The organism is Campylobacter sp. BCW_6468, from assembly GCF_001762865.1.
Classification (GTDB): Bacteria; Campylobacterota; Campylobacteria; order Campylobacterales; family Campylobacteraceae; genus Campylobacter_D; species Campylobacter_D jejuni.
Genome location: NZ_MJXQ01000015.1, coordinates 1 through 22,299, shown reverse-complemented (window position 1 = coordinate 22,299; position 22,299 = coordinate 1). Strand labels below are relative to the sequence as shown.

Annotated in this window: 21 protein-coding genes; 13 read left to right on the top strand and 8 right to left on the bottom strand. The window is 29.7% G+C overall.

Translation table 11 applies throughout. From position 1 onward, the window contains the following. Positions 1 to 83: 83 nt before the first annotated feature. Complete coding sequence (locus tag AJ889_RS00985; protein WP_070293201.1) at positions 84 to 1,436, top strand: Cj0814 family flagellar-dependent secreted protein; 1,353 nt, start codon at positions 84 to 86, stop codon at positions 1,434 to 1,436. A gap of 57 nt (positions 1,437 to 1,493) precedes the next feature. Here AJ889_RS00985 and AJ889_RS00980 read toward each other — a convergent pair whose 3' ends face one another. The 6 genes from AJ889_RS00980 to AJ889_RS00955 are packed head-to-tail and all read right to left on the bottom strand — an operon-like array spanning position 1,494 to position 7,354. Beyond that, positions 1,494 to 2,921 (bottom strand): UDP-N-acetylmuramoyl-tripeptide--D-alanyl-D-alanine ligase, encoded by a 1,428-nt coding sequence (locus tag AJ889_RS00980; protein WP_002934935.1) that lies wholly within the window; start codon positions 2,919 to 2,921, stop codon positions 1,494 to 1,496. After that, positions 2,922 to 3,641 carry an alpha/beta fold hydrolase gene (locus AJ889_RS00975; protein ID WP_002867950.1) on the bottom strand — a complete coding sequence of 240 codons (720 nt, stop codon included), beginning with the start codon at positions 3,639 to 3,641 and terminating at the stop codon, positions 2,922 to 2,924. Between the two features lies 1 nt (position 3,642). After that, entirely contained in the window at positions 3,643 to 3,858 is a 216-nt protein-coding gene (locus AJ889_RS00970) for a type II toxin-antitoxin system Phd/YefM family antitoxin (protein ID WP_002934936.1), read from the bottom strand. A 59-nt stretch (positions 3,859 to 3,917) separates the two neighbouring features. Beyond that, entirely contained in the window at positions 3,918 to 4,958 is a 1,041-nt protein-coding gene (locus tag AJ889_RS00965; protein ID WP_002934937.1) for a D-alanine--D-alanine ligase, read from the bottom strand. Between the two features lie 9 nt (positions 4,959 to 4,967). After that, the gene (gene ruvA, locus AJ889_RS00960; protein WP_002859828.1) at positions 4,968 to 5,519 is read right to left on the bottom strand and encodes a Holliday junction branch migration protein RuvA; all 552 of its coding nucleotides are present in this window, start codon (positions 5,517 to 5,519) and stop codon (positions 4,968 to 4,970) included. Beyond that, positions 5,495 to 7,354: a flagellar assembly protein A gene (locus tag AJ889_RS00955; RefSeq protein WP_070293203.1), complete on the bottom strand. Its 1,860-nt coding sequence runs from the start codon at positions 7,352 to 7,354 to the stop codon at positions 5,495 to 5,497. Before AJ889_RS00955 ends, ruvA begins: the two co-directional genes overlap by 25 nt. Before the next feature lie 103 nt (positions 7,355 to 7,457). On the opposite strand from AJ889_RS00955, the gene murJ reads away from it, so the two are divergent. Genes murJ through AJ889_RS00920 form a run of 7 tightly spaced genes read left to right on the top strand, consistent with a single transcriptional unit; the run spans position 7,458 to position 16,037 of the window. Further along, on the top strand, positions 7,458 to 8,909 hold the full coding sequence (murJ, locus tag AJ889_RS00950; RefSeq protein WP_002856935.1) for a murein biosynthesis integral membrane protein MurJ: 1,452 nt from the start codon (positions 7,458 to 7,460) through the stop codon (positions 8,907 to 8,909). Beyond that, positions 8,909 to 10,297, top strand: a complete 1,389-nt coding sequence (cysS, locus tag AJ889_RS00945; protein WP_002859829.1) for a cysteine--tRNA ligase — start codon at positions 8,909 to 8,911, stop codon at positions 10,295 to 10,297. Before murJ ends, cysS begins: the two co-directional genes overlap by 1 nt. Further along, on the top strand, positions 10,290 to 12,032 hold the full coding sequence (locus tag AJ889_RS00940; RefSeq protein ID WP_002934939.1) for an ABC transporter ATP-binding protein: 1,743 nt from the start codon (positions 10,290 to 10,292) through the stop codon (positions 12,030 to 12,032). Before cysS ends, AJ889_RS00940 begins: the two co-directional genes overlap by 8 nt. A gap of 31 nt (positions 12,033 to 12,063) precedes the next feature. Beyond that, positions 12,064 to 13,122, top strand: coding sequence for a quinone-dependent dihydroorotate dehydrogenase (locus tag AJ889_RS00935; RefSeq protein WP_002934941.1), 1,059 nt, complete (start codon positions 12,064 to 12,066; stop codon positions 13,120 to 13,122). Then, positions 13,119 to 14,369 (top strand): pitrilysin family protein, encoded by a 1,251-nt coding sequence (locus AJ889_RS00930; RefSeq protein ID WP_002889128.1) that lies wholly within the window; start codon positions 13,119 to 13,121, stop codon positions 14,367 to 14,369. Before AJ889_RS00935 ends, AJ889_RS00930 begins: the two co-directional genes overlap by 4 nt. Then, positions 14,362 to 15,258 carry a 4-hydroxy-tetrahydrodipicolinate synthase gene (gene dapA, locus AJ889_RS00925; protein ID WP_002852574.1) on the top strand — a complete coding sequence of 299 codons (897 nt, stop codon included), beginning with the start codon at positions 14,362 to 14,364 and terminating at the stop codon, positions 15,256 to 15,258. The genes AJ889_RS00930 and dapA overlap by 8 nt, the downstream gene beginning before the upstream one ends. Beyond that, on the top strand, positions 15,258 to 16,037 hold the full coding sequence (locus AJ889_RS00920; protein ID WP_002852476.1) for an enoyl-ACP reductase: 780 nt from the start codon (positions 15,258 to 15,260) through the stop codon (positions 16,035 to 16,037). Before dapA ends, AJ889_RS00920 begins: the two co-directional genes overlap by 1 nt. 40 nt (positions 16,038 to 16,077) lie before the next feature. On the opposite strand, the gene AJ889_RS00915 is transcribed toward AJ889_RS00920, so the two are convergent. Together AJ889_RS00915 and AJ889_RS00910 are read right to left on the bottom strand one after the other, a co-directional pair. Next, entirely contained in the window at positions 16,078 to 16,383 is a 306-nt protein-coding gene (locus AJ889_RS00915; RefSeq protein WP_002867958.1) for a hypothetical protein, read from the bottom strand. Between the two features lie 11 nt (positions 16,384 to 16,394). Beyond that, positions 16,395 to 16,991, bottom strand: a complete 597-nt coding sequence (locus tag AJ889_RS00910) for an MBL fold metallo-hydrolase (RefSeq protein ID WP_002873848.1) — start codon at positions 16,989 to 16,991, stop codon at positions 16,395 to 16,397. A 73-nt stretch (positions 16,992 to 17,064) separates the two neighbouring features. Here AJ889_RS00910 and AJ889_RS00905 point away from each other — a divergent pair, with 73 nt between their 5' ends. From AJ889_RS00905 to AJ889_RS00885, 5 genes are all read left to right on the top strand, one after another. After that, entirely contained in the window at positions 17,065 to 17,805 is a 741-nt protein-coding gene (locus tag AJ889_RS00905; protein WP_002857155.1) for an NAD+ synthase, read from the top strand. Between the two features lie 3 nt (positions 17,806 to 17,808). Beyond that, the gene (locus tag AJ889_RS00900; RefSeq protein WP_002860774.1) at positions 17,809 to 18,735 is read left to right on the top strand and encodes a tetraacyldisaccharide 4'-kinase; all 927 of its coding nucleotides are present in this window, start codon (positions 17,809 to 17,811) and stop codon (positions 18,733 to 18,735) included. Further along, on the top strand, positions 18,732 to 20,144 hold the full coding sequence (thrC, locus tag AJ889_RS00895; RefSeq protein WP_002934943.1) for a threonine synthase: 1,413 nt from the start codon (positions 18,732 to 18,734) through the stop codon (positions 20,142 to 20,144). The genes AJ889_RS00900 and thrC overlap by 4 nt, the downstream gene beginning before the upstream one ends. Further along, positions 20,141 to 20,860, top strand: coding sequence for a 3-deoxy-manno-octulosonate cytidylyltransferase (gene kdsB / locus AJ889_RS00890; protein ID WP_032582894.1), 720 nt, complete (start codon positions 20,141 to 20,143; stop codon positions 20,858 to 20,860). The genes thrC and kdsB overlap by 4 nt, the downstream gene beginning before the upstream one ends. An 86-nt stretch (positions 20,861 to 20,946) precedes the next feature. Continuing rightward, entirely contained in the window at positions 20,947 to 22,299 is a 1,353-nt protein-coding gene (locus AJ889_RS00885; protein ID WP_070293201.1) for a Cj0814 family flagellar-dependent secreted protein, read from the top strand.

Genomic DNA, 22,299 nt, shown 5'->3' with positions numbered 1-22,299 from the left:
CACCCCAAAACGGAACAGATCTTGCTTATATTATTTTAATATATTTAGATTGAAGGCAAAAAAATCTAAATCAAGGAATTAATATGAGTATCTTTAGCATCAATGATAACTCAAATTATAATTCTATACTTTCACAAAGTAAAGCTAATAAAGAAAGTAAAGAAAATTCTAAAATAAGTTTTGCTAATGCTTTTTTAAAACAAAATGCCAGCAAGTTAAGTGATATAGAAAGTAAAAATTCACAAACTCTAGCAAGAAGTGAAATATTAAGTAACAACAATGCATTAAGCAATAATTCAAATTCTACTAATACAACAAATACTAGCAATAGCACTAATCTTAGCATTAATAATACCACTCAAACAGCTTCCCCTAATTATAATATATCTAGTGAATTTAAAAACTCTATTTATACTCTAAAATATAAACAAGCAGATATAAGCACTTCTACCAATACAGCCTATGGTTATAGTGTAGATAAAGATGGTTATATGGGAAGTGATTTTAACAAAGCTGCGGGACTTCCTGAAGATTTTAAGATACATAAATCTACTTTGGATGAGATAGAGAGGAAAGCTGAAAATAACTCTTATACTTCAGATATAAAAAAATATTTAGGTATAGATAAATATTATACAAACATAGATATGGCTGAAACCATAAAACAATATTATAATCAATTTAATCAAATTATTAATTATGTTTTTAATGATACCAATAGAACAAGTTTCACTGAAGCAGATATAAATTCTATGCCTAAGGGAATTAGTGAATTATCATCTGATAAAACTATAGGTATTATGCCGAAAAATTATGACAAGCTAACAATAACAAACTATTATAATACACAAGAGCAATATAATGAAGCAGAACAATTAGGAATGTTTGGACATATTAATATAGGCTTACAACCATTAAATTTCACTCCGCAAAGTATGCAAACTCAAAATTTAGATAAAGACACTGCAATAGATACTTTTAATCCTAATATGTCAGTTTATCCACAAAATGAAGATGGAAGCTATTCTAAAGAAGCTTTATTTATGAGTTTTTTAAAATCATATGGTAGCGGACAACCTGTTGAGAGTCCAAAAACCACACTTAATCCAAAAGTAGAAGCTTACAATAGGGCTATGGCTAAAGAAAGTTTTAATGGTGATAGCATTGCTTTAAATGACATTATGACAGGCAAAGTTGATTTTGCAAGTTTGTTAAAAGGTTATGCACAAGATGGCTGGCTTGATGCAGATATATATGCAATGGAAAAAGGAGTTGCTTGGCAAAATACAAGCATAGGTTATGGTGGAGCTTGGTTTGATAGAGAATTTAATCAAGTAAAAGCTAATGGTTGGAAAGCAAGTAACCAAAGTATAGACTCTTATGTTAATTCTATAATGGATAGACTTAATAATCTTATAGGACAAACTAGGGTTTAGGAAGTATTTGCACGAAGTCAAATTAAAAATGATGACATTTGCAAATACTTATGCAAATCACATAAAGCTAGGTGCATCGTTTGAAAAGAGTATCAAATCTCCGTGTTTTGTTTCTTTAGCTAGAGTTTGAACTAGCTGACTCTTTTCTTTAAGTATAATGGTTTTTATTTTTAACTCTTTTTTGAAAATTTCAGCATTGATTTGTGCACTAATGATAGCAAGATCAAAACACTCATTGATGATTTTAGCAAGTTTTATATTTTCTTCTTCGCTTACTTCTACTATACCAGGACTTACTAAAACTTTGCGTCCTTTATAGCTTTTACAAAGTTTATAGCTTGTGCTCATACCTTTAAAATTTCCATTAAAACCATCATCTATGATAAATTTAGGCTCTCTTGAAAGTACTTGCAAGCGATGTTCTACGGAATTTATATTTAAAACTTGCTTTTGAATTTTTTCTAGTTTTATGCCAAGATAATGAGCACAAAGTATACAAACACAAAGATTTTGCGCATTAAAATCCCCTAAAATTTGACTTTTAAAATCATAGGATTTATTTTCTATATCGACTTTAAATTCTAAACCTTCAAGACTTGAATGAATGAGACTTAATTTATCATCATAAAGGCTGATGAGTTTATCTTCTTCTTTTTGGGTGCTAGAGTGTAAAAAAGCCTTTTCTAGTCTTTTGGAATTTAAGGCTTCAAGTTTGGTTGAGCGGATATTTTCAACACTTTTAAAATACTCTAAATGTGCATTGCCTATCTCTCCTACTATGCTGATGTGAGGTTGTAAAAAACGAGTGATTTCATCAATATCGCCTTTAAGTCTAGCACCTGCTTCAGCTATGTAAATTTGAGTATCTTGGCTTAAATTGTTATTGATATCAGCAACTATACCTAGCAAGGTATTGACAGATCGTGGTGTTTTGTAGCTTTTAAAGTCATCTTTTAAAAGTTCGTATAAAAAATTTTTAATACTTGTTTTTCCAAAACTTGCGGTAATGAGTATGATTTTTAAATTTTCATTGGCTCTTAGTTTGGCTTTGGCTTGTTTTTTATAATATAAATTTGTAAAAAACTCATAAATTTTAAGACTCAATAAAGCAAAAGGAAGACTAAAAAGATTAAAAAGAAAAGAAAAACGCAAAGCAAGGATGGTAAAAATAGCATTATAAACAAAAACAAAAACAAAAAACCATTTAACCTTACTTGTAAAAACAAGCTTTTTATCTATGCCTTTATTCCAAAAATACAAAATCGGAGTATGGATCAATGCAAAATATGCCAAAGAGTATAAAGGAAAAGCTAAGAATAAAAAATAAGGGATAAATAAAAAATACAAATGCCATAAAGGTTTATGATAATGAAAAAATACGCGTTTAAATTTATAAGAATACCATTGTAAAGCACTCATAAGATAAAAAGCTATACAAAAATTAAAAAATAAAGAATTGATAAAATAAAGAGTATTGATAAGCATTTAAATTTCCTTAATTTTTTGAGCTATGAAAGCAGAATATTTTAAAAAGAAAAAATGATCCCCCTCTAAAGGATAAAAAGTGCTATTTTTTAAAAGTTGATGCATTTTTTCACCACAATACAAAGGCGTGGCTTCATCGCTTTTTCCCCAAAAAACCAAGCTTTTAGCCTTTTGCTTGGCAAAAATTTCACCAAAATCCTCATCAACAACATTTTTAAAGGTTTCATACATCATAGGGCTAAGATTTGCTCCATCTTTACTAGCAAAATAGCGATAAAATTTTCCCAAACCAAAGAGTTTTAAAATTTTAAAAATACGGATTTTAAAACGCACTTTTAGGGATTTTTTAGCTAAAATTCCTGCACTTGAAAGTAAGATTAGGGTGTCTTTTTCTTTTGCGAGTAGGGTGCTTACTTTTCCACCAAAAGAATGCCCCATGAAAAAACAGACATTGAGTTTTTTTTGTTTTAAAAAAAGTTCTGTGATATTGGCATAATCTTGAGTGTTTAAAATTTCTTCCACACTTGAATTTCCAAAACCCGCCAAATCCATATAAATTTGACAAAAGTCTTTCAAAAAAGGATAAAAACTTTGCTTCATAAGTTCTTTATTGGCTCCCCAGCCGTGTAAGATAAGTATTTGCGGTAAGGTAAGATCACCTAAAATTTCATAAGAAATTTGATAAGTTTTGTTTTTATAAGAAAGTTGAGTTTGAGCCATTTTAAGCCTTTTGATTTTTGTAGATATTTTCTAAAAGTTGCATGGCGTTTTGTAAGCGTTCAAATTCTTTCATATTAAGCATTACAGCTTCAAATTTGTTATTTTTTAAAATAACTATTTTTCCACTTTCACTTTTTTTAAGTTTTTCCATAATGGGGCTAAAATTTCTTACCACCTCAGTGGCAGTGTAAATTTCATCTTGTTTAAAAGAGAGCATTTTTCTTCCTAAAATACGCTAAATTTTATGTATAATTTAGCGTATTTTGACTTAAAAGCTTATAATTTTCCTTTTTGTCCGTTGATGGAGTGAAGGAAGTTGTAGCTGATTTTTATCATTTTTTCAAGTGAAATTTGATCAGCTAAAGCGTTTAAAGTGGTACTAAAATCTTTAAAAAGATAATTAGCCAAAGAACCAGGGTTTGGGTTGATTTCATTTAAATATATTTCATTATCCAGTATAAAAAAATCGCAGCGTATTAAAGCACCTTTAAACAAAGGATTGTAGATCTTTTTAAAACTGTCTTTGAGTTTTTCTTTTAATTCTTCGCTTAAATTTGCTTCTATAAGCTCATTGTGTCCTGAAAAACTAAGATATTTTTGTTCAAAGTCTAAAAATTCTTTTTTCTTTGGCTCTTCTATGATGGAAAAAACAAACTCATCATTGATCATACATCCTGCAAGATTGTATTCTTTGATATTGTTTTTAAATTCTTCCACTACAAGATCATTATCAAATTCAAAACCTACATCTTTGGCATATTCTAAATCTTTTTCATCTTTTACTATGCTAATGCCTATACTACTTCCAAGTCTTGCAGGTTTGATAATGCAAGGAAAATTAAGCTTTTCTTTAGAGTTTTGATTTTTTCTTAGCATGGTATAATCAAGAGTTTTTACTCCAACGCTTTTTGCATAAAGTTTAGTAAGTTCCTTGTTAAAAGATAATACGCTAGCTTCAAGTCTAGGTCCTATAAATTTAATAGAATAAAACTCAAATAAAGCCGCGATTTTTCCATCTTCTCCATCTCCACCATGGATAAGATTGATCACGCACTCGCACTCTAGTTTATTTTCTTTTAAAAAACCTTTACTAAAAAAACCTCCTTGTTGTATGAAAAGTTCTTTTTCTTTTTTATAAGCTTTAGTGCTAAAAGTTTTAGAATTCATTTTTTCACTTGGGATATGATAAAATCTTCTTTCTTCATCACAAAAAATAAATTCTAAATTTTGATTAATAACTTTTTTAAGTACTACAGCGCTTACTATACTGATCTCATGTTCATAAGAATTTCCGCCAAAAAGTATTGCAAATTTCATTTTATTCCTTTATCCTAGTTTTTTAAGAGCTTCTTTGATGAGTTCGCTTGTGCCTGTTGCTTGAGCACTTGCTAAAACACTTATGATTTTTTCTTGTTTAAAGCCTAGAGTAAGAAGTGCGGCTAAGGCTTCGCTTTTATCATCGCTTACATTTTCAAGTTTGGTTTTTGTGTCAGAAAGTTCTACTATAATGCGTTTTGCACTTTTTGGACCTATGCCAGGTACTTTTTTAAGCACGCTTTCATCGCCCAAACTTAACGCTTTGTAAAAAGAATTTACATCAAGACTAGAGCATACCGCCATAGCAGTATTTGCACCCACTCCATTGACTTTTAAAAGCATTTCAAACATTTTTTGTTCATCTTTATCCAAAAAGCCATAAAATTTATTAGAATCTTCTTTGATGATTTGAGTGATAAAAAACTCATGCTTTTCTTGAGTTTGAATTTTAGCAGAACAAAAAAGCGAAATAAATATCCCATAGCTTAAACCACTAGTGCATTTAACAATGATAAAAGTAGGTTCTTTTTTTGTGATTATTCCTTCGATGCCGACAACCATGCTATATCCTTTTCTTCATAATCTAATTTTTTATGTATTTCTATACTTTCTTGGTTGTTTTGTATGACTTTTTTAATGCCTATAAATTTAGCACTTTCATTAACAAATGAAGAGTAAAAAATATCTTCTTTAGGCTCTAGAAGTGAAAATTTGATTTCATTCATATCAGTCCATTTGCCGCTTTTATTTATAAAAGTTGCTTCAAAAAGCATTTTTTGCAAATTGATTAATTCTAATTGTAAAGATTTTTTGCGTTCAAGAAGTTCTTTTTCTTCATTTTGTAGTTTATTTAATTCAAGATTTTGTAAAGAGAAATCTTTTAGGGCTTTTTCGTATTGTACAGGAACATTTTGACCTTGATTTTTAAGTTCTGTTATCTTTTTTTCAACGCTTAAAATTCCATTTTTGCTTGATAAAATGTATTGTCTTATTTTATTTATTTTATGATTTAACTTAGAAATTTGCTCTCCTAAAATCGCAAATTCTTCATCATAATTTTTATCAAGAGTTTTAATTTTAGCATGAAATTTATTGTTATCCCCGTTAATGAGTTCTATTGTGGTGTTTTCAAAAAACACACAAGAATTATTACTTTCTAAATTTTCTATATAGATTTTATCAGCTTGTATATTTCCGCCTAAACTTTTTTTAATTCTCACTTCTTTGGCTTTGATTGTTCCACCTTCGAGCAAATCTATATTTAAAATTTCGGCTTCTGCAAATCCTCTATGAGTTTTTATATAGGCTTGTTTGGCTTGAATTTTGGCTTTAGAGTGTGTAGTGCCTTCAATTTTCATTTTGGTGGCATTAAGTTGAGTGTTGCTTCCTACGCTTCCGACTACATTTAATTCTTCACATTCTATCCCAACGCCAGAATTTACAGCATCTTTTACTTCTGAAAGAAATTTTATATTGATTTTGACATTTTTGTCTAGTCCAGCTCTTATAATCCCTATATTTTTAAAATCTACCCCATTAAAATCTAGTTCATTTGCAATATCAAATTTTTCACCATCTTGTACTACATAACCTTTTTTTAAGGCTATATATTCTGCGTATCCATCTTGCTCTACTTGTTTAAAAGCTGAAGAACAAGAAAATTTAACTTTATTTTCATTTGCGGCTAAAACTTTTAAGGTGTGCAAATTTAAGTCTTTTCCTTCTTTACCTTGTTTAAATTTGGCGTGTTTTAAAACAACTTCATTTTCATCAACAACAATAATACCTGAGCGTTTTTCATCGATAGTGTAGTTTTTGGTTTTTTCTTTATAAGTCAAGATCAGGGACTCATCTTGACTTTCTATAGGATCAATACCTTGTGCAACGGTGATTTGTATAGTTTTATTTAAAGGGGTGTTTTTATGTTGGTTGCAAAAAGACATTAAATTTTTCTTAAAATCAAAAATGCGGATACCTATTAAAAATTTAAGTTTCAACATCTTTTTATAAATATTTTGCAAAAGTTCTAGTGCTAGTTTTTCATGAAAGTCTAAATTTGTAAAATCAATTTGAGCAACTATTTTGGTTAAATTTTTATTTGCAACTAGTTTGACTGCTTGAGATGCTTTGCTTTGGTTTATACCGTGGAAAATTTCTATTTTGTATTCTTGCTTGATTTGAAGATCATTTTTTAAAAAAATTTCATCTTTATCAAAAAGAATTAATTCTTTTTCAGAGATTTTTTCCCATTCTAAATCTCCAAAACGATATTGTGTAGAAAATGCCAATAAACTAAAATCAAGCTCATTTAAGCTAAGGTTTGTTCGTGAAGCTACGCTTAAAAGCTCTCGAGCTGGATTTTCTGTATAGGCAATAATTTTTTCATCCAAAGCCAAAACTTTCCCCTTGTAAAAAATTAAGAATGTAATTATAGTCAATTTTTAATCAATTTTAGTTAAAATAATTCTCTTTATATTTTGAAATTTATGAAAAAATTTAATGAAGAGTTTAGTATTTAAAAATTTTATTATCAATGCTTTAGGAATTTTATTTTCAAGAATTTTAGGGCTTGCTAGAGATGTTTTAATAGCGCTTTTTTTAGGAGCAGGGCTTTATAGTGATATTTTTTTTGTGGCTTTAAAAATGCCTGCTTTTTTTAGAAGAATTTTTGCAGAAGGGGCTTTTGGACAAAGTTTTTTACCTAATTTTGTAAAAGCGAAAAAAAAAGGAGCTTTTTGTGTTAGTGTAATGATGCAATTTAGCCTTATAGTTTTTTTATTTTGTCTTTTGGTAAGTTTTTTCTCCTCTTTTTTTACTAAGCTTTTTGCTTTTGGGTTTAACGCAGATACTATAGCTTTAGCGGCTCCTTTGGTGGCGATTAATTTTTGGTATTTGTTTTTTATTTTTTTAGTTACTTTTTTAGGAGCTATTTTAAATTATAGACAAAAATTTTTCATTACCTCTTTTTCTGCGGCATTATTTAACTTAAGTATTGTTATAGCTGCTTTTTTTGTGGATAAAAATGCACCGCAAAATACACTTTATTATTTTTCTTATGCAACGGTTTTAAGTGGGGTGGCACAGCTTATTTTACATTTGCTTGTTTTAAAAAACAATCCTGTAATCCGTGCTATGGCTTTAAGTATAAAATTTAAAAAAGCCAAGGCGAAATTACAAGGTTTTTATGGCAATTTTTTTCATGGAGTTTTAGGTTCTTCTGCGACTCAATTTAGCTCATTGCTTGATACAACTATAGCTAGTTTTTTAATGAGCGGGAGTATTTCTTATCTTTATTATGCAAATCGTGTCTTCCAACTTCCCCTTGCACTTTTTGCTATCGCTCTAACTCAAGTTTCTTTTCCAAAAATTTTAAAACATTTAAAAAGTGGTCAAGAAAATTTAGCCTTAAAATTTATGCAAAGAGCATTAGCGCTTTTAAGCATTTTGCTTATTGCTTCTAGTATTGTAGGTTCTGTGTTTGCTTTGGAAATTTCAAAGCTTTTATTTGAAAGAGGAAATTTCACTCACGAAGATAGTGTGATTACGGCTTATGTTTTGATTGCTTATCTTATAGGGCTTTTACCTTTTGGTTTGCAAAAGCTTTTTTCTTTGTGGCTTTATGCAAAATTTAAACAAAAAACAGCAGCTTGGATCGCGGTAAAATCTTTAATTATCAGTGCTTTATGTTCTATGGCTTTTATATTTTTGATTAAAGATGAAAGTTTAAAGGTTATTGCAGTAGCACTTTCAAGCTCTATTAGTGCTTTTTATTTGCTTGGAGCTAATATCAAAGAATTTGGTTTTAAGAAATTTTTTGCTTTAATATCTATTAAAATTTGCTTATTGGTTATAGTTGCTTTGATTGTTTTTACGATCTTACTTATTTTGATTAAACCTTATATTTTAAGTTTTTTTATAGGAATTTTTACAAGTTTTAAAGGAGTTTTTTAATGAGATTATTAGATAGTGTAACAAAAGAGAAAATAAAACTTGATAAAAAAGATATTAGTATTTATTTATGCGGACCTACGGTTTATGATGATGCACATTTAGGACATGCAAGAAGTAGTGTTTGTTTTGATCTTTTGCGTAGGGTTTTACTTGCTCAAGGCAATAGGGTAAAATTTGCTAGAAATTATACAGATATTGATGATAAGATTTTGAAAAAAATGGCTCAAAGTGGTCAAACTTTAGAGGAAATTACGGAATTTTATATCAAAAGTTATGAAGAGGATATGAGGGTTTTAAATGTATTAGATCCTGATTTTAAACCTCGTGCAACGCATTATATAACAGCTATGCTTGATTTGATTAAAAAGCTTGCTAAGGATGGGTTTGTTTATACTCTAGAAGATGGAATTTATTTTGATACAAGTAAAGATGAAAAATATTTAAGCCTATCAAATCGCAATTTAGAAGAAAATATCTCTCGTCTAAGTAATGAAGTGCAAAAAAGAAATGAAAGCGATTTTGTGCTTTGGAAATTTGATGAAAATTTTTACGAAAGTGAATTTGGCAAAGGGCGTCCAGGTTGGCATACTGAATGTGTTGCTATGATTGATTCTATTTTTGAAAATACTCTTGATATACATGCTGGAGGGATAGATTTGCTTTTTCCTCATCATGAAAATGAAGCTGCGCAATGTCGTTGTGGATGTAAGAGAAAATTAGCAAATATTTGGCTTCACAATGGTTTTGTAAAAATCGATGGCGAAAAAATGAGTAAAAGTTTAAATAATAGTTTTTTTATAAAAGATGCTTTAAAAGAATTTATGGGCGAAGCTTTAAGATTTTATCTTTTGAGTTCTCATTATAGATCTCATTTTAATTATTCTTTATCGGATTTAGAAAATGCTAAAAAACGTTTAGATAAATTTTATCGCCTTAAAAAAAGATTGGATTTAGGTGAAATTTCTGATTTTGATGTTTTAAATGATATTGAAATAAAAAGCGAAATTGCTAAGCAAATTTTAGAGATTTTAAATGATGATTTAAATGTTTCTAAAGCCTTGGCTCTTTTGGATGATTTTATCAGTAGTGCAAATTTAGAGTTGGATAAAGAAAGCAAAAATAAAATTTTAAAACAAAATATCAAAGAAGCTTTAAGTGAGCTAGCTAAAATTTTTGGCTTTGGTTTTATGGATACAACTTTATATTTTCAATGGGGTGTAAGCAAAGAAGAACGAGAAGAGATTGAAAAGTTAATTTTAGAAAGAACTGAGGCTAAGAAAAACAAAGATTTTAATACAGCTGATGCAATAAGAGAGCAATTAAATAGTAAAAAAATCACTCTTTTAGATACTCCAAATGGAACAATTTGGGAGAAAATAAATGCATAATGAGATGAATTTAAAAGAGGTTTTAATACGCTTTAAGCCCTTTTATAAAAGATATTGGAAGCAATTTGCTATAGCTATTTTTGGTATGATTTTAGCAAGCGGAGGAACTGCTGGAAGTTTTTATGCTTTAGAGCCTATTTTAAATTATATTTTCGTTGAAAAAAATGAAGCTTTACTTTATACAGTGCCTTTTTTGCTAGTATTGATGTATTTTTTTAAAAATCTTGGAACTTATTTACAAAGTTTTTATGTTTCTTTTATAGGAACAGATATGTTAAGAGTATTGCGTGCTAGGGTTTTAAAAAATGTTTTACGCTTGGATATGGATTTTTTTAAACGCTATAGAAGCGGAGAGCTTGTAAGTCGTTGTACTAATGATATTAATGCGCTTCAAAGCATAGTATCAAACATTATTCCTGATTTTTTTAGAGAGCTTTTAACTGCTATAGGACTGCTTGCGGTAGTCTTGTATCAAAGTCCTACTTTGGCTTTTTTTGCTTTAGTGATTTTGCCTTTAGCTATTTTTCCTTTGGTATGGTTTGCTAAAAAACTTAAAAAATATGCAAGAAATATACAAGAAACAAATTCGGATTTACTTTCTTATTTGGGTGAAATTTTTTCAAATATTGAATTGATCAAAGCTAATGATAATGAAAAAAAAGAAAGTGATAAATTTGCTAAGCATAATGATACTTTATGTAAATTAAACCTAAAATCCGCACGTATTGATGCACTTACAAGTCCTTTAATGGATATGATGGGTTCTGTTGGGGTTGCTGTGGTGATTATTGTAGGAGGTAGAGAGGTTATCAATGGTTCTATGAGTGTGGGAAGTTTTATCAGTTTTGTTTCAGCACTTTTTGCGATATATACTCCTTTAAAGCGTCTTTCGTCTTTATATGGAAAACTTCAAGGTGCTGTTGCGGCAAGTGAAAGAACTTTTTATTTATTGGATTTAGAACCTCAAATTAAAGGTGGAAGCAAAGAATTAAAAAACATTGAAAAAATTAGCTTTGAAAATGTTGAATTTGCTTATGAAAACCCGCATAAAAGTGTTTTAAAAGGCGTAAATTTTGATTTTGTTAAAGGGCAAATGCTTGCTCTTGTAGGGACAAGTGGGGGTGGCAAATCTTCTATTATTAATCTTTTGATGTATTTTTATGAAAAGCAAAAAGGTAAAATTTTACTCAATCAAGAAGATATTAGCACTTTTACCATAGAAAGCTTACATGCTAAAATAGGACTTGTAACGCAAAATATTTATCTTTTTAATGATAGTTTTGCTGCAAATATTGCTTATAGCGAAGAGTTAGAAGAAGAAAAAGTCATCCAAGCTTTAAAATTGGCCAATGCTTGTGAATTTGTTAAAGAAATGGGCGGGATTTGGGCTGAAGTGAAAGAACATGGTAAAAACTTAAGTGGAGGACAAAAACAAAGAATAGCAATCGCTAGAGCTTTATATAAAAATCCTGATGTGCTTATTTTTGATGAAGCAACTTCAGCTTTGGATAATGAAAGTGAAAAAGCAATAGTTAAAACTATAGAAAATTTAAAACAAGATAGATTGATTTTAGTGGTTGCACATCGTTTAAACACTATAGAAAATGCAGATAAAATAGTAGTATTGGATAAGGGCAAGGTATTGGCAATAGGTAAAGATGAAGAGCTTTTGCAAACTTGTTCTTTGTATCAAAAATTTAAAAGCAAAGAAAAAACAAAGCCTAGCTTTAGTTAATTTTAGTTAGAATTTCAAAAAGGATTAAAAAATGGCTTATGAAATGATAAAACCTTTACTTTTTAAGTTAAACCCTGAGCATGCACATGCTTTGGTTGAATATAGCTTAAGGGCTTTAAGTGCTAGTTTTCCAGGGGCTTTAAGTTTTTTAGCGTATAAATATATAGTTGATGATGAGAGTTTAAGGCAAAATTTACTTGGACTTGATTTTAATAACCCTGTGGGTTTAGCAGGAGGCTTTGATAAAAATGCCACTATGATAAGACCTTTGAGTGCTTTAGGATTTGGCTTTTTAGAAGTGGGAACTTTTACTCCAAAACCTCAAGAAGGCAATGAAAAGCCACGCCTATTTAGACTTGTAAAACAAGAAAGTATACAAAATGCTATGGGTTTTAACAACGAAGGTGCTGAAAAGATTGCTTTAAGGCTTGCAAAAACTTATCCTTTTGTTTTACCCTTAGGAGTAAATATAGGGAAAAATAAAATCACTCCAAATGATAAAGCCTTGGAGGATTATTTTACTTTGTTTAGAGATTTTAAGGATTTATGTGATTATTTTATCGTTAATATCTCATCTCCTAATACTAAAAATTTAAGAGAGTTACAAAATGATGATTTTTTAAATACCTTGCTTGAAGAAGCCAAAAAAATTACTTCTAAGCCTATTTTGATAAAAATTGCTCCTGATATGAAAATAGATGATGCTTTAAATTTATGTGAAAATGCTATTAAAAAAGGTGCAGATGGGTTTATATTAGCCAATACTAGTGTTGATTATAGCTTACTAGATAATAATCGTACTTTTGGTGGTATTAGTGGAAGGTTGATTACAGAAAAAAGTGGTATTTTTTTCAAAGAAGTAGCTAAAATTCTTTTTGGCAAAACCTTGCTTATTGCAAGTGGAGGGATTGATAGTGCTGATATTGCTTATGAGCGTATTAAAAATGGGGCTAATTTGGTGCAAGTTTATACAGCTTTGATTTTTAAAGGTCCTTCTTTGGTAAAAAATATCAATCAAAATCTTATAGAGCTTTTAAGAAAAGATGGTTTTTTACACATTAGCGAAGCTGTTGGGGTAAATTTAAAATGATTGCTTATGAAAAAATTCAATTAAAAAACAAGCTTGAAGTTTATGCTTTGCCTGTAAATAAAAATAGCGATGTGATTAGCGTTGATATTTTTTATAAAGTGGGTTCAAGAAATGAGATCATGGGAAAAAGTGGCATAGCTCATATGTTAGAACATTTAAATTTTAAAAGTACTAAAAATTTAAAAGCTGGCGAATTTGATGAGATTGTTAAGGGTTTTGGTGGTGTGGATAATGCAAGCACAGGTTTTGACTATACTCATTATTATATTAAATGTGCGAAGAAAAATTTAGATAAAGCTTTGGAACTTTTTGCAGAACTTATGGAGAATTTAAATTTAAAAGATGAAGAATTTCAGCCTGAAAGAGCAGTGGTTTTAGAAGAGCGTAGATGGAGAACAGATAATAATCCTTTGGGATATCTTTATTTTAGACTTTTTAATCATGCATTTATGTATCATCCTTATCATTGGACTCCTATAGGTTTTTTTAAGGATATAGAAAATTGGAGCATTGAAGATATTAAAGAATTTCACAGTATTTACTATCAACCTAAAAATGCGATTTTACTTGTAAGTGGCGATATAGAAAGTAAAGAAGTTTTTGAGCTTTCAAAAAAACATTTTGAAAAGATTAAAAATACTAAGACTATGCCTAAAATTCACACAAAAGAGCCTAAGCAAGATGGAGCAAAAAGAATATATTTGCATAAAAACTCAGATACTGAATTATTAGCCCTTGCTTATAAAATTCCAAATTTCAAGCACAAAGATATACCTGCTTTAAATGCTTTATCCGAGCTTTTAGGAAGTGGGAAAAGTTCTTTAATGAGTGAAATTTTGATTGATAAATTAAATTTAATCAATGATTATTATGCTTATGTTAATGATTGTATAGATGAAAATTTATTTATTTTTATTTGTAACTGTAATCCCAATGTTAATGCAGAAAAAGTAGAAAAAGAACTTTTAAAAATCATTGATAAACTTAAAATGGGTAAAATTTCTCAAAAAGATTTGCAAAGAGTGAAAAATAATGTCAAAAGTGATTTTATTTTCTCACTTAACAATGCTAGTGCAGTGGCAAATATTTATGGTTCATATCTAGCAAGAGGAGATATCAATCCTTTGTTAAATTATGAGAAAGATATACAAAATTTGGAATTAAAAGATTTGATTTCTTGTGCTAAAAAATATTTTATTCAAGAAAATTCAACTACGGTAATTCTAAGAAAGGATTCAAATGGATAAAAATATTATCATTGGGGCGATGACTGCTCTTATTACACCGTTTAAAAATGGAAAAGTTGATGAGCAAAGTTATGCAAGATTGATTAAAAGACAAATAGAAAATGGCATTGATGCAGTAGTTCCAGTAGGAACAACAGGAGAGAGCGCAACTTTAACCCATGAAGAACATAGAACTTGCATAGAAATAGCCGTTGAGACTTGCAAAGGAACTAAAGTTAAGGTTTTAGCAGGTGCGGGAAGTAATGCAACTCATGAGGCAGTGGGTTTGGCTAAATTTGCTAAAGAGCATGGTGCTGATGGGATTTTAAGTGTGGCACCGTATTATAATAAACCTACGCAACAAGGACTTTACGAGCATTATAAGGCTATTGCGCAAAGTGTAGATATTCCTGTGCTTTTATATAATGTTCCAGGAAGAACAGGTTGTGAAATTTCAACGGATACTATTATCAAGCTTTTTAGAGATTGTGAAAATATTTATGGAGTAAAAGAAGCGAGTGGAAATATCGATAAGTGTGTGGATTTGCTTGCACACGAACCTAGAATGATGCTTATTTCAGGGGAAGATGCGATCAATTATCCTATACTTTCAAATGGTGGAAAGGGAGTGATTTCAGTAACTTCAAATTTATTACCCGATATGATTAGCGCTTTAACTCATTTTGCTTTAGATGAAAATTATAAAGAAGCTAAAAAAATCAATGATGAGCTTTATAATATCAATAAAATTTTATTTTGCGAAAGTAATCCTATTCCTATTAAAACGGCTATGTATTTAGCTGGATTGATAGAAAGTTTGGAATTTAGACTTCCTCTTTGTTCTCCAAGTAAGGAAAATTTTGCTAAAATTGAAGAAGTGATGAAAAAATATAAGATCAAAGGATTTTAATGAATACAGAATTTCAAGGAAAAACTTTAGTGATTAGCGGTGGAACTCGCGGGATAGGCAAAGCTATAGTTTATGAATTTGCTAAAGTGGGTGCAAATATAGCTTTTACTTATAATTCTAATGCGCAAATTGCTGATGAAATGGTTCAAGATTTGGAGAAAAATTATAAAATCAAAGCTAGAGCTTATGAGTTTAATATCTTAGAACCTGAAACCTATAAAGAACTTTTTGAAAAAATTGATGTGGATTTTGATAGAGTGGATTATTTTATCTCAAATGCTATCATTTCAGGACGTGCGGTTGTAGGTGGCTATACTAAATTTATGAAGTTAAAACCAAAGGGAATTAATAACATTTTTACAGCCACAGTAAATGCTTTTGTTGTGGGCGCACAAGAAGCAGCTAAAAGGATGGAAAAAGTAGGGGGTGGAAGCATTATTTCTATCTCATCTACAGGAAATTTAGTGTATATAGAAAATTATTCAGGTCATGGTACAGCAAAAGCCGCTGTAGAAGCTATGGCAAGATATGCGGCTACTGAACTTGGAGAAAAAAATATCCGTGTAAATGTCGTAAGTGGTGGGCCTATTGAAACTGATGCTTTAAGAGCTTTTACAAATTATGAAGAAGTAAAACAGGCTACTATAAATTTAAGCCCTTTAAATCGCATGGGGCAGCCTGAAGATTTGGCTGGAGCATGTCTTTTTCTTTGTTCAAGTAAGGCAAGTTGGGTGACAGGACATACTTTCATCGTTGATGGTGGTACAACTTTTAAATAAAAATTAAGAAAAATCAATGGATTTTTCTTAAAAATATTTTTCAATCAAGTTTTAATTTCCACCCTAAAAAAACACTTAATAATGCAAGTAAAAAAATAAAATTTAAAGTCCAATTACCAAAACCTATAAAACCTATAGATAATACGCTGTAAAAAAATCCTCCTACAGCTGAATAAATACAAATCGTACTTAAAGATCCATTTTCTGCCATTTTTTTACATGGGCAGATTTTATAAAATTTTTTATCATTAAATTGATTTTTCTTTTTATTTCCCAAAAATAAACCAAAAAGGGCAAAAAGATTTAAAAAAATAAAAGCATATAATAAAATTTGATCTAATTCCATTTTAATATACCTTAAAAATATCTAAGCCAAGAGGGTAGATGGACTTGCTCTTCTTTTAAAGTAGTTTCTTGTCCATGTCCTGGCAAAAGTTTAAAATCTTCTTTGTAAGTCATAACTTTTTCTAAGCTTTGTTTCATTAAATTTGCATCTGAATAAGGAAAATCCCATCTTCCTATGCTTCTATAAAATAAAAAATCTCCACTAAACATGATATTTTTACCTACAATTTCTATCATAGTGCAACCTGGTGTATGTCCTGGTAAAAAGTGAAATTTAAAGTCAAGTCCGCCTATAGAAATGATATTTTCATCATCAATCAAATAATCCGCTTTGCTAGGCATAAAACCTTGATTAAAAGGATCTTCAAGCATAAAAGTATCATTTTTATGAATATAAATGGGGATTTGATAGGCTTGTTTTACTTTTTCATTATCCCAAACATGATCGTAATGTCCGTGAGTGTTTAAAATTGCTAAAGGATTTTTTACATGTTTTTTGATGAAATTTAGCGCATCAAAACCAGGATCAATTATAATTTCTCCATGCTCACCAAATAAAATATAACAATTTGTCTCATAAGCTCCACAAGCTTGTTTGATAATTTGCATTTTTTGCCTCTTTAATAAAAAATTTGCCTTAAATAAATATAATTATACATTAAATTTTTAAAAGGCAAGCTTTATGGATTGGCAAAAGATTACGGAAAAAATGTGTGATTTTATACAAGAAAAAGTGAAAAATTCTCAAAGTCAAGGTGTGGTTTTGGGGCTTAGTGGCGGGATTGATTCTGCTTTGGTAGCAACGCTTTGTAAAAGAGCTTTAAAAGAGAATGTTTTTGCTCTTTTAATGCCAACTCAAATTTCAAACAAAGCCAATCTTGAAGATGCTTTAAGGCTTTGTGCGGATTTAAATCTTGAATATAAAATCATAGAAATTCAAAGCATTTTAGATGCTTTTATAAAGCAAAGTGAAAATACCACTCTAGTATCTTTGGGAAATTTTGCAGCGCGTATTAGAATGAGTTTGCTTTATGATTATTCTGCTTTGAAAAATTCTTTAGTCATAGGCACTTCTAATAAAAGCGAATTGCTTTTAGGTTATGGTACGATTTATGGGGATTTAGCTTGTGCTTTTAATCCTATAGGATCGCTTTATAAAAGTGAAATTTATGCCTTAGCAAAATACCTTAACTTGCATGAAAATTTCATCAAAAAAGCTCCAAGTGCGGATCTTTGGGAAAATCAAAGTGATGAGGCGGATTTAGGTTTTTCTTATGCAAAAATCGATGAAGGTTTAAAAGCTTTAGAAACTAATGATGAAAAACTTTTAAGAACGCTTGATCCTTCTTTGATTGCTATGTTAAAAAATCGCATGCAAAAAAATGCTTTTAAGGGAAAAATGCCTGAAATTTTGGAAATTTAAACAATGAATGAAGAAAAAAATTATGAACTTTGGCTTGATAATTATTTTTTTAAGCCCAATTTTTGGCAAAAATGCCTTGCTTTTATACTTTTACCTTTAAGTGTGCTTTATGCTTTTTTTGCGATTTTAAATACTTTTTTTCGTAAAAAAATAGTTTTTAAAAAGCCTGTTATTAGCGTTGGTAATTTAAGTTTTGGAGGTAATGGAAAAACCCCGCTTTGTAAAGCTATAGCAAGGGAATTTGATGGCGTTTTTATAGTACTTAGGGGCTATAAAAGAAAGTCTAAAGGTTTGTTTGTTGTTAAAAATCAAAATGAAATTTTATGCACCTTAGCACAAAGTGGCGATGAAGCTATGGAGTATGCTTTTGAAGAAAATATCAAAGGTGTGATTGTGAGTGAAGATAGAGTAAAAGGTATTGAAAAAGCCTTTGAATTGGGAGCTAAAATCGTTGTACTCGATGATGCTTTTTCTAAATTTCATATTAAAAAATTTGATATTTTGCTTGAAAGCAAAATCAAACCTTATTTTGATTTTACTTTACCAAGTGGAGCTTATCGTTTGCCAAAATTTTATGAAAAAAGGGCTGATTTTATTGCATTAGAAGGCAGGGATTTTGTGCGTTATTCTTTTGTAAAAGAAAATCCAAAGGCTGTTTTGGCAACTGCTATTGCTAAACCTTTTAGATTGTATGAGCATTTTATCAAAGCAAGGGCTTGTTATTTTTTTAAAGATCATTATGAGTTTAAAAAAGAAGAATTAGAAAATTTGCTAAAAAAACATAATTGCGATACACTAATGCTTACTTTTAAGGATTTTGTTAAAGTTAAAGATTTTGGTTTTAAATGTCAAATTATAGAATTAAATATAGAATTAAAAGATTCATTAAGAGAAAAAATAAAAACTTATATCAAGGAGTTTGAGCAATGAAATTAGTCGAGAGTAGAAATGTAAATAATGTATCAAGTTTTAAGGAAGCTTTGATTAACCCAAACGCCCCAGAAGGAGGGCTTTACTCGCCTTTAAATTTGCCTATTTTTGAAGGAGAAAAATATGCCAATTTGTCTTATAAAGATTTTGCTTTAAAGCTTATAGAAAGTTTTGGTTTTGGCGAAGAAGAGCTTTTTAAAAAGGCTTTGAAAAGTTACGAAAGCTTTGATGATAAAAATACACCTATTTCTTTGCAAAAAATCTCTGAAAAAACCTATATTAACGAGCTTTGGCATGGGCCTACAAGAGCTTTTAAAGATATGGCTTTACAGCCTTTTGGCGTGCTTTTAAGCGAATTTTCAAAGGATAAAAATATTTTAATTATTTGTGCTACGAGCGGCGATACAGGACCTGCAACCCTAAAAAGCTTTGAAAATGCAAAAAATGTTAAAGTAGCTTGTATGTATCCAAAAGGTGGCACAAGTGGAGTTCAAGAGTTGCAAATGCGAGCTTTAGATAAGGATAATTTGAAAGTTTTTGCTATAGATGAGGATTTTGACGCAGCGCAACGCACTTTAAAAGAATTGCTTTTTTCAAAAGATTTTCAAAACAAAATTAAAGCTTTAAATTATGAGCTTTGCGCAGCGAATTCTGTAAATTTTGGGCGTATTTTATTTCAGATTATTTATCATTATTATGCGAGTTTAAAACTTTTTAATGAGTTTTTAGAAGAAGTACAAATCATTGTTCCAAGTGGAAATTTTGGCAATGCTTTAGGAGCTTTTTATGCTAAAAAAATGGGAGCTAAAATTTCAAAAATCAAAATCGCTTCAAATGTGAATAATATTTTGAGTGAATTTTTTAATCATGGCGTTTATGATTTGCGTGAAAAAAGTCTTAAGAAGACTATTTCTCCAGCTATGGATATACTTATTTCATCTAATATCGAAAGACTTTTGTTTGCGAAATTTAAAGATAAAAGAACCAAAGAACTGATGAATTTGTTGAAAAATGAGAGATATTTTAAACTTGAAAAAGAAGAATTGCAAAGTTTACAAGAAGATTTTGAGGCGGATTTTTGCACCGATGAAGAATGTATGCAATTTATCAAACAAAGCAAGATTTTAATCGATCCGCACACCGCAACTTGTTTTAAAATGCTTGATCCTTTAAAACCTAGCATTATTACCTCTACAGCAGAATGGACAAAATTTACTCCAAGTATGATAAAAGCTTTATACGATAGGGATTCTAAGAATGAAAAAGAAGATTTAAAATTTATAGCTAAAGAGTTTAATGTCCAAGTTAAAGATGAAATTTTGGCTTTATTTGACTTGAAAAATAGCGATGAAAAGGTATTTGAAGCCAAAAGTATAAAAAAAGAAATTTTAGATTGGATGCAAAAATGATTATTATTCCTGCAAGATTAAAATCAAGTCGTTTTCATGAGAAAATTTTATGTGATGTAGGTGGAGTGCCTATGTTTGTGGCTACTGCAAGAAGGGTAAGTAGTGTGGATGAAGTTTGTATAGCTTTAGATGATGAAAAGGTTTTAAGTATCGCTAAAGAATATGGTTTAAATGCAGTTTTAACAAGCAAAAATCATGAAAGCGGTACGGATAGGATTAATGAAGCTTGTAAGAAACTATCTTTAAAAGATGATGAGATTATTATCAATGTCCAAGCTGATGAGCCTTTTATAGAATGTGAAAATTTATTAAAATTTAAAGAATTTGCAAGTTCTTGCTTGGATAAAAAAGCTTTTATGGCGAGTTGTTATAAAAAAATCACTCAAGAAGAAGCTATGGATCCTAATTTGGTTAAAGTGCTTTGCGATAAAGAAGGATATGCTTTGTATTTTTCAAGAGCTAAAATCCCTTATGAAAGAGAAAATTACGAGGAAAGTTTTAAAGGGCATTTAGGCATTTATGCTTATAGTGTAAAAGCTTTAAGAGAGTTTTGTTCTTTATTAAGTTCTGCACTTGAAAGAGCGGAAAAATTAGAGCAATTAAGAGCTATAGAAAATGGTAAAAAAATCAAAATGCTTGAAATTTCAACAACAAGCATGGGGATTGATACCAAAGAAGACTATGAAAAGGCTTTAAAAATTTATTTAGAAAAATAACTCCACCCCAAAACGGAACAGATCTTGCTTATATTATTTTAATATATTTAGATTGAAGGCAAAAAAATCTAAATCAAGGAATTAATATGAGTATCTTTAGCATCAATGATAACTCAAATTATAATTCTATACTTTCACAAAGTAAAGCTAATAAAGAAAGTAAAGAAAATTCTAAAATAAGTTTTGCTAATGCTTTTTTAAAACAAAATGCCAGCAAGTTAAGTGATATAGAAAGTAAAAATTCACAAACTCTAGCAAGAAGTGAAATATTAAGTAACAACAATGCATTAAGCAATAATTCAAATTCTACTAATACAACAAATACTAGCAATAGCACTAATCTTAGCATTAATAATACCACTCAAACAGCTTCCCCTAATTATAATATATCTAGTGAATTTAAAAACTCTATTTATACTCTAAAATATAAACAAGCAGATATAAGCACTTCTACCAATACAGCCTATGGTTATAGTGTAGATAAAGATGGTTATATGGGAAGTGATTTTAACAAAGCTGCGGGACTTCCTGAAGATTTTAAGATACATAAATCTACTTTGGATGAGATAGAGAGGAAAGCTGAAAATAACTCTTATACTTCAGATATAAAAAAATATTTAGGTATAGATAAATATTATACAAACATAGATATGGCTGAAACCATAAAACAATATTATAATCAATTTAATCAAATTATTAATTATGTTTTTAATGATACCAATAGAACAAGTTTCACTGAAGCAGATATAAATTCTATGCCTAAGGGAATTAGTGAATTATCATCTGATAAAACTATAGGTATTATGCCGAAAAATTATGACAAGCTAACAATAACAAACTATTATAATACACAAGAGCAATATAATGAAGCAGAACAATTAGGAATGTTTGGACATATTAATATAGGCTTACAACCATTAAATTTCACTCCGCAAAGTATGCAAACTCAAAATTTAGATAAAGACACTGCAATAGATACTTTTAATCCTAATATGTCAGTTTATCCACAAAATGAAGATGGAAGCTATTCTAAAGAAGCTTTATTTATGAGTTTTTTAAAATCATATGGTAGCGGACAACCTGTTGAGAGTCCAAAAACCACACTTAATCCAAAAGTAGAAGCTTACAATAGGGCTATGGCTAAAGAAAGTTTTAATGGTGATAGCATTGCTTTAAATGACATTATGACAGGCAAAGTTGATTTTGCAAGTTTGTTAAAAGGTTATGCACAAGATGGCTGGCTTGATGCAGATATATATGCAATGGAAAAAGGAGTTGCTTGGCAAAATACAAGCATAGGTTATGGTGGAGCTTGGTTTGATAGAGAATTTAATCAAGTAAAAGCTAATGGTTGGAAAGCAAGTAACCAAAGTATAGACTCTTATGTTAATTCTATAATGGATAGACTTAATAATCTTATAGGACAAACTAGGGTTTAG